This window comes from Arthrobacter sp. 18067, assembly GCF_902706295.1.
GTDB lineage: Bacteria > Actinomycetota > Actinomycetes > Actinomycetales > Micrococcaceae > Arthrobacter.
The window spans coordinates 37,257-50,187 of sequence record NZ_CACSJJ010000002.1 but is presented as its reverse complement, the minus strand read 5'-3'; the positions used below and the strand labels follow the sequence as shown (position 1 = coordinate 50,187).

The window sequence follows — 12,931 nt, the reverse complement described above, 5'->3', positions numbered from 1 at the left end:
CCTTACTGGGTTGCGGGACGGCGGCATCTGCCGTGTGTCCCTATGCTAAGAATTCGGTGTGGGCTCGGTTACAGGGCCGGGAAGACGCGTGCGAGCTCGGCCCCAACGCGGTCCACCACGGCGGCGGCGACGTCGGACTTGGAGCCGGCGGCCGACTGTGGCTCGGCACCGTGGCCGGACAGAATGACCACGGAGTTCTCGTCCTGGCCGAAGACGCGGCCAATGCCCACCTGATTGACCACCAGGAGGTCGCAACCCTTGCGCTTAAGCTTTGCTGTGGCGTGTTCAAGGACATCTCCTTGGGCGTCGCCCGTTTCAGCTGCAAACCCGACGATCAGTTGCTGGCCGCCCTCAGCGTTCCGCCGCTCAACAAGCTCGTGAAGGATGTCCGGGTTCCGGATCAGCCGCACCACAGGTGCGTCCTCGCCGTCGACCTTCTTGATCTTGGTATCCGAGAACTCCGCCGGGCGGAAATCCGCAACGGCGGCCGCCATGATAACGACGTCGGAATCCACTGCCGCTTTCAGCGCTGCTTCGCGCAGTTCCAAGGCTGACTCAACCCGGACAAGCTCGACGCCCGCGGGGGCCTCGACGTCCATATGCGCAGCCAGGAACCGGACCGTCGCGCCGGCAGCCAAAGCAGCTGCGGCCAGTGCCGCGCCCTGCTTGCCCGAGGAACGATTACCCAGGAAGCGGACAGGGTCCAGCGCCTCCCTGGTTCCACCGGCGGAGATCGTTACGATGCGGCCAGCCAGGGGCTTTTCCGCCGCAGGCGAAGCCGTAGCGCCGACTGCGGACTCAGCCAATGCCATGGCAGCGGCAAAGATCGCCTCGGGCTCAGGCAGACGGCCGGGACCGGAGTCAGAACCAGTGAGTCTCCCGGACGCAGGTTCAAGGACAGTCACGCCGCGGCTCCGCAGTGTTTCCACGTTGGCCTGCGTAGCGGCATGCTGCCACATTTCCGTGTGCATTGCCGGAGCGAAGAGCACCGGCCCGTGGGCCATGAGCAGAGTGTTGGTGAGGAGGTCGCCCGCTTGTCCCGTGGCTGCTTTTGCCAGGAGGTCGGCAGTCGCCGGGGCAACCACGATCAAGTCTGCCTCATGACCCAACCGGACATGGTTGACCTTCTCGACATCGTCAAAGACGCTGTTGCTCACCGGGTTGCCCGAGAGCGCTTCCCAGGTGGCCACCCCGACAAACCGGGTAGCAGCTTCGGTGGGAATGACCGTCACCTTGTGACCGGCTTCAGTAAAAAGCCGGAGGAGCGATGCAACCTTGTAGGCTGCGATCCCTCCCCCGACTCCGAGGACTATGCGCACGTGACCTCCGTCAACAGGCAGTCTGTTTTATTCTGCGGGCTCGATCGGCGTGGAAACCAAAAGACCTTCGTTGATCTCGCGCAGTGCGATCGAGAGCGACTTCTCGTTCAGCTTGGTGTCAACCAACGGGCCGACGTACTCGAACAGGCCCTCGTGCAGCTGGGCGTAGTAGGCGTTGATCTGGCGCGCACGCTTGGCGCCGAAGATGACCAGGCCATACTTGGAATCAGCAGCCTCAAGCAGCGAATCGATCGGCGGGTTGATGATGCCTTCAAGGTTCGTGGACACGAATTCTCCAAATTTTAGCGGGCCAACAAATGCAAGCGCTTAGCGCCCGTGCGGGGTAAGCCCCATGAGTGAAACAAGCTCGTCCGCTGCCCGGCGAACGTCGTCATTGATGACGGTGTGGTCAAACTCCGGTTCAGCAGCAAGTTCCAGTTTAGCGGTTTCCAGCCTGCGCTGCTGTTCCTCGGGAGTTTCCGTGCCGCGGCCCACCAGCCGGCGGACCATTTCATCCCAGCTGGGCGGTGCCAGGAACACAAAATTCGCGTCCGGGACCGCCGCTTTGACTTGGCGGGCACCTTGGAGGTCGATCTCCAACAACACGGACTTGCCGTCGGCGATGGCCGCATCAACGGTGCTGCGGAGCGTGCCGTAGCGGTTCTGGCCATGGACGACGGCCCACTCCAGCAGTTCCCCGTCAGCCACCAGGGAATCAAATTCTTCGGCAGACTTGAAGAAGTAGTGGACGCCGTCCGTTTCCCCGGGACGCGCCGCCCGGGTGGTCGCCGAGACCGAGAGCCAAACCTCCGGATAGTTGTCCCTGATGTAGGTGGATACGGTTCCCTTGCCAACGGCAGTGGGGCCTGCAAGGACAGTCAGTCCGGGTTTCTTGCTCACGGATTCCTTCGGGGAGATGCGTTACACGCTTTGCTGGGTATCCATAAAATCTACCAGCGCCCGGGCCTGGTGAATTCCCAGGCCCCTGATCCGGCGGGATCCGGCGATGCCAATCTCCGCCATGATCCCAGCCGCCCTGACGGGCCCAATGCCCGGCAGCGCCTCCAGGAGTTCCACCACACGCATGCGCGCAATCGCCTCGTCTGTTGAGCTCGACGAAATCAACTCCGCAATACTCAGCTCGCCGCGCTTGAGCCGTTCCTTGGCGGCGGCACGCACCGCCCGCGCCCTGGCAGCCTTCTCCAACGCATCGGAACGCTCCTGTGGTGTCAGCTCTTTAAGGCCCACTGCCAAACCCCTGTCAGATCGAGATTGTGATCCAGATCACGCGGACTGATCCTGAACCTACCGGCAGGGGCCCGGTTGCGCAATGAGGCTTGGCAACTTACTCCGAGCGAAGCCCGTCCAGTGTCTCCTCGGTTGCGGCACGCAGCGCTGCAACGGCAGGACCAGCAGCCAGGATCCCTCGGCTGGAGGTGGCCAAGACGCTGGAATACGCGTCACCAAAGGTCGCACGGAGATCGGCCGGCGTAGCGCCCTGGGCACCGAGCCCCGGAGCCAGGATGGCGCCACGAACTGGACCAAGATCGATGTCCAGATCCTCCAGGGCCGACCCAATCGTGGCGCCTACCACCAGGCCAACCGAACCAAGGGCGCCGGCATAGCGCTGGTTCTCAGCGGTCGCGGCAGCTACGATCCGGCGGGCAACGGAATCGCTTCCGCCAACATGCTGGACCGACTTTCCTTCAGGGTTCGACGTCAGCGCAAGCACGAACACTCCCCTGCCGTACTGGGCCGCGAGCTCCAGCGCCGGACGCAGCGACTCAAACCCAAGGTATGGGCTCAAAGTCACCGAGTCCGCGGCCAAGGATGACCCGTCACGCAGCCAGGCATCGGCATAGGCGGCCATCGTGGAACCGATGTCACCACGCTTGGCGTCAGCGATGCTCAGTACGCCGGCCTCGGCTGAGGCGGCCAGCGTACGCTCCAGGACAGCCATTCCAGCCGACCCATGACGTTCGTACAGCGCCACCTGCGGTTTGACCGCGGCAGCGAGGGAACCCACTGCCTCCACGACCGTCAGCGAGAAGCGCTCCAGCCCTGCGGCGTCGTCGTTCAATCCCCATTCAGCCAGGAGCTGCGGATGCGGATCGATTCCGACACAGAGCGGACCGCGCGCGGCCATGGCGGCAGCCAGCCGGGAGCCAAAGGACTCCCGGACCGGCTGCTGCCCTTGCTGTGCTTCAGCAGACTCAGGCATTGGCCGCTTCCACTGCTGCTGCCAGGTTCACTGCGTGCTCCTGCAAGCTGGTCACGGACCACTCGTAGGTGCGCAGCGCCTCAATGGCCTGCACCGCGGCATTGAATTCGGCGACGGTAGTGATACAGGGAATGCCGATGGAAGTCGCTGCAGCACGGAGCTCGTAACCATCGCTGCGGGCTTCGCCGCCGGAGGGCGTGTTGAAGACCATGTCGATCTCGCCCGCGATGACCAGGTCCGCGATGGTCCCTTCGCCTTCGGCGCTGCTGCCCTCGGCCACCTTGCGGACCGGAGTCGCCTGAATGCCGTTGCGACGAAGGACGTCGGCCGTGCCACCGGTGGAGACAATCTCGAAGCCCAGGTCTGAGAGGCGTTTGACGCCCATGATGACCGAGCGCTTGTCGCGGTTGGCCACCGAGACGAAGATCTTGCCCTCTGTCGGCAAGGCGTTGTTCGCAGCGGCCTGGCTCTTGGCGAACGCTGTGTCGAAGTGCTTATCGATGCCCATGACTTCACCGGTGGAGCGCATTTCCGGGCCGAGAAGGGAGTCGACAACCTTGCCCTCGGGAGTGCGGAAGCGGCTGAACGGAAGAACCGCTTCCTTGACGGCCACGGGGGCGTCCAAGGGCAGGGTGGAACCGTCGCCGGTTTCCGGCAGCATCTTGTAGGCGCCGCGGAGCTGGTTGATGGTCACGCCGGTGCCGATGAGGGCAGCAGCCTTGGCCATCTGCACGCCCGTTGCCTTGGAGACGAACGGAACGGTGCGGGAGGCGCGCGGATTGGCTTCAAGGACGTACAGGACGTCTGAGGCCAACGCGAACTGGATGTTGATGAGGCCGCGGACGCCCACGCCTTCGGCAATGGCGCGGGTAGCCGTACGCACTCGCTCGATCACGTTGTTGCCGAGGGTAATCGGGGGCAGGACACACGCGGAGTCACCGGAGTGAATACCGGCCTCTTCGATGTGCTCCATGATGCCGCCGAGGTACATGTCAGTGCCGTCGAAGAGAGCGTCGACGTCGATTTCGACGGCGTCTTCGAGGAAGCGGTCGATGAGCACCGGGTGGTCCGGGGTGATTTCCGTGGCGTTGGCGATGTAGCGGGAGAGGTTGGCTTCGTCGTAGACGATCTCCATGCCACGGCCGCCAAGGACATACGAAGGCCGCACCAGGACGGGGTAGCCGATCTCGTCAGCGATCTTCTTGGCGTCCTCGAAGGAAACGGCGGTGCCGTTCTTCGGGGAGGTCAGGCCTGCTTCGTCCAGTACGCGGGCAAACGCGCCACGGTGTTCGGCGAGGTCGATTGCTTCCGGCGAGGTTCCCAGGATCGGCACACCTGCGTCGGCCAGCTGCTGCGCCAGCTTCAGCGGAGTCTGTCCACCGAGCTGCACGAAGACGCCCATGACGCCACCCGTGCGTTCTTCGGCCGCAATGACCTCAAGGACGTCCTCGAGTGTCAGCGGTTCGAAGTACAGGCGCGTGGAGACGTCGTAGTCGGTGGAGACAGTTTCCGGGTTGCAGTTGACCATGACGGTCTCATAGCCGGCCTTGCGCAGTGCCATGGAGGCGTGGACACAGGAGTAGTCGAACTCGATGCCCTGGCCAATGCGGTTGGGACCCGATCCGAGGATGATCACGGACGGCTTGGAGTGCAGGCCTACTTCGTCTTCCTCGTCATAAGAGGAGTAGTGATAGGGCGTGTAGGCGGCGAACTCAGCGGCACAAGTGTCTACCGTCTTGTAGACCGGACGAATGCCCAAGGCCTGGCGGACACCACGAACCACAGCCTCGTTGTTGTGCGTCAAGGCACCGATCTGCTCGTCGGAGAAGCCGTGGCGCTTGGCGTTGCGCAGCATTTCCTCGGTAAGCACGCCTGCCTTGCGGATCTCCTGCGCGGTCTCGTTGAGAAGCTGCAGCTGGTCCAGGAACCACGGATCGATCTTGGTGGCCTCGAAGAGGTCCTCCACGCTGGCGCCGCCCAGCATCGCACGCTGCACCTGGTGCAAGCGGTCCGTGGTGGGGCGCTTGGCCTTCTCGATGAGCTCTGCAACCTCGTATTCGGGCACGGAGCTGAAGTCCAGCTGGGACCCCTTCTGCTCGAGGGAGCGCAGGGCCTTCTGCAGGGCCTCGGTGAAGTTGCGGCCCATGGCCATGGCTTCGCCCACCGACTTCATAGTGGTGGTCAGAGTGTTGTCTGCTGCCGGGAACTTCTCGAAGGCGAAGCGGGGAACCTTGACCACAACGTAGTCGAGCGTCGGCTCGAAAGAAGCCGGCGTCTTCTGCGTGATGTCGTTGGGGATCTCGTCCAGGGTGTAGCCCAGGGAGAGCTTGGTGGCGATCTTTGCAATGGCGAAGCCGGTTGCCTTCGATGCCAGGGCAGAAGAACGCGACACGCGCGGGTTCATTTCGATGACCACGACGCGGCCTGTGGCGGGGTCGATGGCGAATTGGATGTTGCAGCCACCGGTGTCCACGCCTACCTCGCGGATAACCGCGATGGATACGTCCCGGAGCTTCTGGTACTCGCGGTCGGTGAGGGTCAGCGCCGGAGCAACCGTGATGGAATCACCGGTGTGGACACCTACGGGATCGAAGTTCTCGATGGAGCAAACAACAACGACGTTGTCGTTCTTGTCGCGCATCATCTCAAGCTCGTACTCCTTCCAGCCGAGGATGCTCTCTTCGAGCAGGACCTCGGTGGTGGGGCTGTACTGGAGGCCCTGGCCCACGATGCGGCGAAGGTCGTCTTCGTTGTAGGCCAGGCCGGAGCCCAGGCCACCCATGGTGAAGGAAGGACGGACCACCATCGGGTAGCCGAGGTCTTCCGCAGCAGCGAAGGCCTCGTCCATGGTGTGGATGATGTGGCTACGGGCAGACTCCGCGCCACAACGCTCCACGACACCCTTGAACTTCTCACGGTCTTCGCCGAGCTCAATGGCAGCGATGTTCGCGCCGATGAGTTCCACGTTGTACTTCTCCAGCACGCCGTTCTTGTCCAGCGCGATGGCTGTGTTCAGTGCCGTCTGGCCACCCAGTGTGGGCAGGATGGCGTCCGGACGCTCCTTGGCGATGATCTTTTCCACCACCTCCGGGGTGATGGGCTCAACGTAGGTGGCATCGGCGAACTCGGGGTCCGTCATGATGGTGGCCGGGTTGGAGTTCACGAGGATGACGCGCAGGCCCTCCTCCTTGAGGACGCGCAGTGCCTGGGTACCGGAGTAGTCGAACTCGGCCGCCTGGCCGATGACGATGGGTCCGGAACCGATGACAAGGACGCTCTTGAGATCTGTACGCTTGGGCATTACTTCGTGTCCTCAGTCTTGGAATCGGTGGTGTTGGCGGCGCCGGACTTCGTCTCAGCCATGAGATCGATGAAGCGATCGAACAGGTACGCGGCATCGTGCGGGCCGGCCGCGGCCTCGGGGTGGTACTGGACCGAGAACGCCGGGATGTCGAGGCAGGCGAGTCCTTCAACGACGTCGTCATTCAACGAAACGTGGCTGACTTCAACCCGCCCGTAGCGCTCTTCGGGAGCCACCGTGGCGCCGTTCATCGGCGCATCGACGGCGAAGCCGTGGTTCTGCGAGGTGATTTCCACCTTGCCGGTCCGACGGTCCATGACGGGCTGGTTGATGCCGCGGTGACCATAGCGCAGCTTGTAGGTGCCGAAGCCGAGTGCGCGGCCGAGGATCTGGTTGCCGAAGCAGATACCGAAGTACGGCAGCTTCTCGTCCAGCACCGAGCGCAACAGGGAAACCTGGTGATCAGCCGTGGCCGGGTCGCCAGGTCCGTTGGACATGAAGAATCCGTCCGGGTTGACCGCGTTGACGTCTTCCAGCGTGGACGTGGCCGGCAGGACGTGGACGCGCACACCGCGCTCGGCGAAGCGAACCGGTGTCATGGCCTTGATGCCGAGGTCGACGGCGGCAATGGAGAACCGCGGTTCGCCTTCCCAGCCGTGGTCCTTGGGCTCGACAACGTATGCCTTATCGATGGAGACTTCCTCCGCCAGCGCTGCACCTTCCATGGGGGCGCTGGCCAGGACAGCATCGACCAGTTCCTTGTCGGATACCTGAGCGGCCTCACCTGAGAAGATGCCGGCCCGCATGGTCTTGTGCTCGCGGAGGTGGCGGGTGATGGCGCGGGTGTCGACACCCTGGATGCCAACAATGCCCTGCTCCACCAATTCGTCGTCGAGGCTCCGTTCGGAGCGCCAGTTGGACGGACGGCGGGCGGCGTCGCGCACGATGTATCCGGCAACCCAGATACGGCGGGACTCAGCGTCTTCGCTGTTGACGCCGGTGTTACCAATGTGCGGGGCCGTCTGGACTACCAGTTGGCGTGCGTAGGAGGGGTCGGTGATGGTCTCCTGGTAGCCGGTCATGCCGGTGGCGAAGACGGCCTCACCGAGCGCGGTTCCCTGGGCGCCGTAGCTGCGGCCGCGGAACATGCGGCCGTCTTCGAGCACCAGCACTGCTGCTGAGGAGGTGGGTGTGGTGGCTGCTTTACTATCCGTCACTTTATTACTTTCCACTATCGGCATCTGCCTGAGGGGCTGCGGAGATCAAATCCTGAAGGGCTTCGAGGAGGAGCTGCTTGTCGGCTGCGTGCCTGGACCGGAATCCTGTATCCAGTTCCCGGCTGCCGAGCTTCCAACTGATGACCAGGAGTCCGTCTTTCTCGACGAACTTCCCTGCCATGCCGTTGGACTCACGACTGTCCACTACCGCGGCGCGCGGGATGAAGACGGGGGCGGCGCCGGAGCGGTCGAACAGCACGCCTTCGGCGTGGATGCTCAGTTCCGCGTTGGTCCGGATGCCAAGGCCCTGAACCGCGATCCGGTCCAGCCAGTCCCCTGCCGTGGTGGTGGCAACGTACTGCCCTTCCGCGACGACGGTGGCCGGCGTCAGCTGCTCCGGCACCTCGGGAAGGCGTTCGACGTCGGCTTGTCGCCTGAGCCTGTTTCGCCACCCCAACCAGATCATCGCCAAAACGACGACAATCAGCGGCACCGTGATCAGCACGGTAAGTGTCTGGTTGTCCATTAATTGCTGCTGACTGCCGGGTACCGGTACGGGGTGTTGAGCTTGCCGTCAAGGACCGTGGGGTGGCCCTTGAAGAAGGTGGCAACGACGGATCCGGGCAGCTCCTTGCCCTTGAACGGTGAATTGCGGCCCATGGTTGCCATTTTATGGGGGTCAACCGTCCAACGCGCAGCCGGGTCCACCAGAATGACGTTGGCGGGTTCGCCAACTTCCAAGGGACGGCCTTGATCAGCGACGCGGCCGATGACCGCCGGAGTGAAGGAGGTGACCCTCGCGAAGTCGGCCCACGACATGAGGCCGGTTTCAATCATGGTCTCCTGGACCACCGAAAGTGCGGTTTCCAGGCCGGTCATGCCCATCGCCGCCTGCGCCCACTCGCATTCCTTATGCTCGCTGGGGTGCGGGGCGTGGTCCGTACCGACGACATCGATGGTGCCGTCGGCGAGGCCCTCGCGCAGCGCTTGTACATCAGCATCGGTACGCAGCGGCGGGTTGACCTTGTAGACGGGGTCATAGCTGCGGACCAGTTCATCGGTAAGGAGGAGGTGGTGGGGGGTGACCTCGGCAGTGACGTTGATTCCCCGTGCCTTGGCCCAGCGCACAATTTCCACGGATCCAGCGGTGGAGACGTGGCAGACGTGGAGGCGGGAACCGACGTGCTGGGTCAGCAGGACGTCGCGGGCGATGATGCTTTCCTCGGCAACAGCAGGCCAGCCAGTAAGCCCGAGCACTGCAGAGACAGTGCCTTCGTTCATCTGTGCCCCGGCGGTAAGGCGCGGTTCCTGCGCGTGCTGGGCCACGACGCCGTCGAACGCTTTCACGTACTCCAGCGCACGGCGCATGATGACGGGATCGTGGACGCAAATACCGTCGTCGGAGAACATGCGGACCTGGGCCCGGGAGTCGGCCATGGCGCCCAGCTCGGCGAGCTGCTCACCGGCCAGGCCCACGGTGACTGCACCCACGGGGCGGACATCCACCCAGCCGGACGCGCGGCCCAGGCTGTGGACCTGTTCCACAACGCCCGCAGTGTCGGCCACCGGGTTGCTGTTGGCCATCGCATGGACGGCTGTGAAACCACCCAAGGCGGCGGCGCGGGTACCGGTTTCCACCGTTTCGGCGTCTTCGCGGCCAGGTTCGCGCAGGTGGGTGTGCACGTCAACCATGCCGGGGAGGGCGACGAGGCCCGCGGCATCGATGACGGTGGCACCCTCAGCCGCAAGGTCCTTGCCGCGGGCTTCGATCATGCCGTCGCGGATCAGCAGGTCCTCGGCTTCGCCGCCGAGGATGGCGGCCCCACGAATCAGGTAGGTGTTCTCGGCCATCAGTTGGTCTCCTTGCTGGACTGGCTTACGTTCGAGGCTGCTCCGCGGGAATCCCCGGAGAGCAGCAGGTACAGGGCGGCCATGCGGACCGAAACGCCGTTGCGCACTTGGGCAAGCACAGTGGATCGCGGCGAATCAGCGGCGGCCGAAGAAATTTCCAGGCCCCGGTTCATGGGACCCGGGTGCATGATGATGGTGTCTTTCATTCCGAGGTCATCCAACGCACGGAGCCTGGCGTCGTCGAATCCCCAGCGGCGGGAGTACTCGCGGGTGGAGGGGAAGAACGAAGCGTTCATCCGCTCACCCTGGACGCGCAGCATCATCATGGCGTCGATGCCGGCTTCAAGAGTCTGGTCCAGGTCGTAGCTGACCTTGCAAGGCCAGTGCTCGACGCCGATCGGCAGCAGCGTGGGGGGCGCCACCAGCGTGACCTCGGCGCCAAGTGTCTTCAACAACCAAACGTTGGACCGGGCAACACGTGAGTGCAGGACATCGCCGGCAATCGCTACCCGCATGCCCCTGAGGTCCGCACCGGTGGACTCTGTGCCGTTGACCCGCGACCAGTGCCGGCGCATCGTGAAGGCATCCAGAAGCGCCTGCGTTGGGTGTTCGTGGGTGCCGTCACCGGCGTTGATGACGGCTGCGTCGATCCAGTCCGTGGCGGCGAGGCGGTGCGGCGCGCCGGAAGCCCAATGGCGAATAACGACGGCGTCCGCGCCCATGGCGGCCAGGGTCTGTGCCGTGTCCTTGAGGGACTCCCCCTTGGACACCGAAGATCCCTTCGCGGCGAAGTTGATGACGTCTGCTGACAGGCGTTTTGCTGCTGCTTCGAAGGAGATACGGGTGCGGGTGGAGTCTTCGAAGAAGAGATTGACCACGGTGCGGCCGCGCAGGGCCGGCAGTTTCTTCACTTCACGCTCGCCCACAGCGGACATTTCTTCTGCTGTATCCAGGACACGGATGGCATCAAAAGCGCTGAGGTTTTCTGTGGAAAGGAGGTGTTTCACTTGCCTGCCTCAATAACTACTTCGTTGACGGGCATACCGTCCACGGAGTCGATTTCCTCAAGATGGACGCGGACCTTTTCCGCGGAGGAGGTGGGCAGGTTCTTGCCCACGTGGTCTGCGCGAATGGGGAGCTCGCGGTGGCCCCTGTCCACCAGCACAGCCAAGCGGACAATCCGTGGGCGGCCAAGGTCCACCAGGGCGTCCAAGGCGGCGCGGATGGTTCGGCCCGAATACAGGACGTCGTCGATCAGGACAACTACTTTGTTGTCGATGCCGGACAATGGCAGCCGGGTGTGGCGAGGGGGCCGCGTGGGCTGGTGGGAGAGATCGTCACGGAACATGGTGACATCCAGTTGGCCAACAATCGTTTCGGCGTTGACCGAGGGGTCGGCTGCTGCGATTTTGTTGGCAAGCCGCACGGCCAAAGGATAGCCGCGGCTGGGAATGCCCAAAAGAACCAGGTCCTGGGAGCCTTTGTTGGCTTCGAGGATCTCGTGGGCGATACGAGTGAGCGCACGATCAATGTCCGCCTGATTGAGAACAACCCGCGACGGCACGTGCGCTGAAGTGACTTCAGTCATCGCTCGTCTCCCCTTTCCCCGCCTCACGGGACGGAATTAAAAAAGGAATATTTGCTTTTCAAAGCTACCACAATGGCACTTACCGACCTCACCCTCAGCCGAAGCCGGACATGAGTTTAAGCTCACACTCCCTGCCGTGGAATAGGCTCTTGCCCATGACCATGAACCCGAACGGGCAGCCTGGCGGACAACCCTATCCGCGGCCCTATCTGGAACCTGCCGCCAACCCCACATGGATTGGCCGTGTCCAACCAGGGAACTTCCAGCCCGCGCCGGGAAATCCGACATCGCTCCCCCAGCAAACCTGGGCCATGCCACCAGCACCACGCGGCCGTTCGTTGGGCACACTGCCCTTGGTCATCGCGGGCGCAGTGCTGGCCCTTGCCAGCCTCCTCCTGGTGGTGCCGTTCCTGCTGGGCAACACGGGCGTCACCGGCTTTGTCGTTGGTTTTATTGCTTCCTTGATTCCCTTGTCGGTGGTTCTGCTGACAGTTCGCCTTATTGACCGGTGGGAGCCTGAACCGAAAAGGCTCCTGTGGTTCGCCTTCACGTGGGGTGCCGCTGTTTCCATTGCCGGGACGCTGCTCATACAGCCTCTCTTCGCCCTTGCCGCGCCCACCAGCAGCGAAGAAGCATTCACCTATTTCATGGCCACGGTGCAGGCGCCCATCGTGGAGGAATTCACTAAGTCGCTGGGGTTGCTGGTATTGATCCTGGCCGCTCGGAAGTACTTCGATGGTCCGGTGGACGGGGTGGTGTTCGCATTCACCATTGCTGCCGGTTTCGCCTTCACAGAGAACATCCTGTACTTCGGACGGGAAATTGCCTCGTCAACGGATCCGGGCACGGACCTGGTACGCATCTTCATCCTCCGCGGCGTCATGTCGCCCTTTGCGCATGCGGTCTTCACGGGAACAACCGGCTTGATCATGGGCTTCGCGGCCCGGAAGTGGCACCCAGGTTATGCCGTTTTGGCGTTCTTCATCGGTTTGCTGCCCGCAATGTTCCTGCACAACCGCTGGAACAGCATGGGCCAGGACTTCCTGGTGGAGTACTTCGTAGTCCAGGTGCCGATTTTCCTGGTCGCCGCTGTGGGCATCATCCTGCTCCGGGTTGCTGAAGGGAAACTCACGCGGCAGCGGCTCATGGAGTATGCCCGGGCGGGGTGGTTCACTCCGGCCGAAGTGGAAATGCTCGCCACTGCGAAGGGCCGCAAGCATGCCGTTCGCTGGGCATCGTCCCGCGGCCGTGGGCCTCAGATGAGGGCTTTCATCAAGGGGGCCACCGCGTTGGCGTTCACACGTCAACGGATACTTAGCGGCCGTGACGTCCATGTTCACCAGCACGATGAGCTTGAACATCTCCGCAGCATCCCGGGCCTCAGGGCGGCAGTACTCCAGTAACGCAAAAAAGACCCGCTTCCACAGTCTCCTG

12 protein-coding genes are annotated in these 12,931 nt (G+C 63.3%); 1 reads left to right on the top strand and 11 read right to left on the bottom strand.

Translation table 11 applies throughout. The annotated features are described in order from the left end of the window. Positions 1 to 68 precede the first annotated feature (68 nt). From coaBC to pyrR, 11 genes are all read right to left on the bottom strand, one after another. Complete coding sequence (gene coaBC, locus GVL04_RS02765) at positions 69 to 1,319, bottom strand: bifunctional phosphopantothenoylcysteine decarboxylase/phosphopantothenate--cysteine ligase CoaBC (RefSeq protein ID WP_159699259.1); 1,251 nt, start codon at positions 1,317 to 1,319, stop codon at positions 69 to 71. Between the two features lie 27 nt (positions 1,320 to 1,346). Next, a complete protein-coding gene (rpoZ, locus tag GVL04_RS02760) occupies positions 1,347 to 1,607 on the bottom strand; it encodes a DNA-directed RNA polymerase subunit omega (RefSeq protein WP_017197559.1) in 261 nt (86 codons plus the stop codon). A gap of 39 nt (positions 1,608 to 1,646) precedes the next feature. Next, positions 1,647 to 2,219 carry a guanylate kinase gene (gene gmk / locus GVL04_RS02755; RefSeq protein ID WP_159699256.1) on the bottom strand — a complete coding sequence of 191 codons (573 nt, stop codon included), beginning with the start codon at positions 2,217 to 2,219 and terminating at the stop codon, positions 1,647 to 1,649. Positions 2,220 to 2,240: 21 nt separating this feature from the next. After that, complete coding sequence (gene mihF / locus GVL04_RS02750; RefSeq protein WP_159699253.1) at positions 2,241 to 2,567, bottom strand: integration host factor, actinobacterial type; 327 nt, start codon at positions 2,565 to 2,567, stop codon at positions 2,241 to 2,243. Between the two features lie 97 nt (positions 2,568 to 2,664). Then, entirely contained in the window at positions 2,665 to 3,540 is an 876-nt protein-coding gene (pyrF, locus tag GVL04_RS02745; protein WP_159699250.1) for an orotidine-5'-phosphate decarboxylase, read from the bottom strand. Next, positions 3,533 to 6,841 (bottom strand): carbamoyl-phosphate synthase large subunit, encoded by a 3,309-nt coding sequence (gene carB, locus GVL04_RS02740; protein ID WP_159699247.1) that lies wholly within the window; start codon positions 6,839 to 6,841, stop codon positions 3,533 to 3,535. Before carB ends, pyrF begins: the two co-directional genes overlap by 8 nt. Next, a complete protein-coding gene (carA, locus tag GVL04_RS02735) occupies positions 6,841 to 8,082 on the bottom strand; it encodes a glutamine-hydrolyzing carbamoyl-phosphate synthase small subunit (protein WP_159699244.1) in 1,242 nt (413 codons plus the stop codon). The genes carB and carA overlap by 1 nt, the downstream gene beginning before the upstream one ends. Beyond that, positions 8,063 to 8,584 (bottom strand): hypothetical protein, encoded by a 522-nt coding sequence (locus GVL04_RS02730; RefSeq protein ID WP_159699241.1) that lies wholly within the window; start codon positions 8,582 to 8,584, stop codon positions 8,063 to 8,065. Before GVL04_RS02730 ends, carA begins: the two co-directional genes overlap by 20 nt. Then, positions 8,584 to 9,909, bottom strand: coding sequence for a dihydroorotase (locus GVL04_RS02725; RefSeq protein ID WP_159699238.1), 1,326 nt, complete (start codon positions 9,907 to 9,909; stop codon positions 8,584 to 8,586). Before GVL04_RS02725 ends, GVL04_RS02730 begins: the two co-directional genes overlap by 1 nt. Next, positions 9,909 to 10,916 carry an aspartate carbamoyltransferase catalytic subunit gene (locus GVL04_RS02720; RefSeq protein ID WP_159699235.1) on the bottom strand — a complete coding sequence of 336 codons (1,008 nt, stop codon included), beginning with the start codon at positions 10,914 to 10,916 and terminating at the stop codon, positions 9,909 to 9,911. Before GVL04_RS02720 ends, GVL04_RS02725 begins: the two co-directional genes overlap by 1 nt. Next, positions 10,913 to 11,497, bottom strand: a complete 585-nt coding sequence (pyrR, locus tag GVL04_RS02715) for a bifunctional pyr operon transcriptional regulator/uracil phosphoribosyltransferase PyrR (protein ID WP_159699232.1) — start codon at positions 11,495 to 11,497, stop codon at positions 10,913 to 10,915. The genes GVL04_RS02720 and pyrR overlap by 4 nt, the downstream gene beginning before the upstream one ends. 110 nt (positions 11,498 to 11,607) lie before the next feature. Here pyrR and GVL04_RS02710 point away from each other — a divergent pair, with 110 nt between their 5' ends. Continuing rightward, positions 11,608 to 12,900: a PrsW family intramembrane metalloprotease gene (locus tag GVL04_RS02710; protein ID WP_159699229.1), complete on the top strand. Its 1,293-nt coding sequence runs from the start codon at positions 11,608 to 11,610 to the stop codon at positions 12,898 to 12,900. Positions 12,901 to 12,931: the final 31 nt, after the last annotated feature.

Bases quoted from the DNA above. Each gene is read 5' to 3' on its own strand.
- pyrF (WP_159699250.1), bottom strand. From the start codon at position 3,540: ATGCCTGAGTCTGCTGAAGCACAGCAAGGGCAGCAGCCGGTCCGGGAG.
- carB (WP_159699247.1), bottom strand. From the start codon at position 6,841: ATGCCCAAGCGTACAGATCTCAAGAGCGTCCTTGTCATCGGTTCCGGA.
- carA (WP_159699244.1), bottom strand. From the start codon at position 8,082: ATGCCGATAGTGGAAAGTAATAAAGTGACGGATAGTAAAGCAGCCACC.
- GVL04_RS02730 (WP_159699241.1), bottom strand. From the start codon at position 8,584: ATGGACAACCAGACACTTACCGTGCTGATCACGGTGCCGCTGATTGTC.
- GVL04_RS02725 (WP_159699238.1), bottom strand. From the start codon at position 9,909: ATGGCCGAGAACACCTACCTGATTCGTGGGGCCGCCATCCTCGGCGGC.
- pyrR (WP_159699232.1), bottom strand. From the start codon at position 11,497: ATGACTGAAGTCACTTCAGCGCACGTGCCGTCGCGGGTTGTTCTCAAT.
- GVL04_RS02710 (WP_159699229.1), top strand. From the start codon at position 11,608: ATGAGTTTAAGCTCACACTCCCTGCCGTGGAATAGGCTCTTGCCCATG.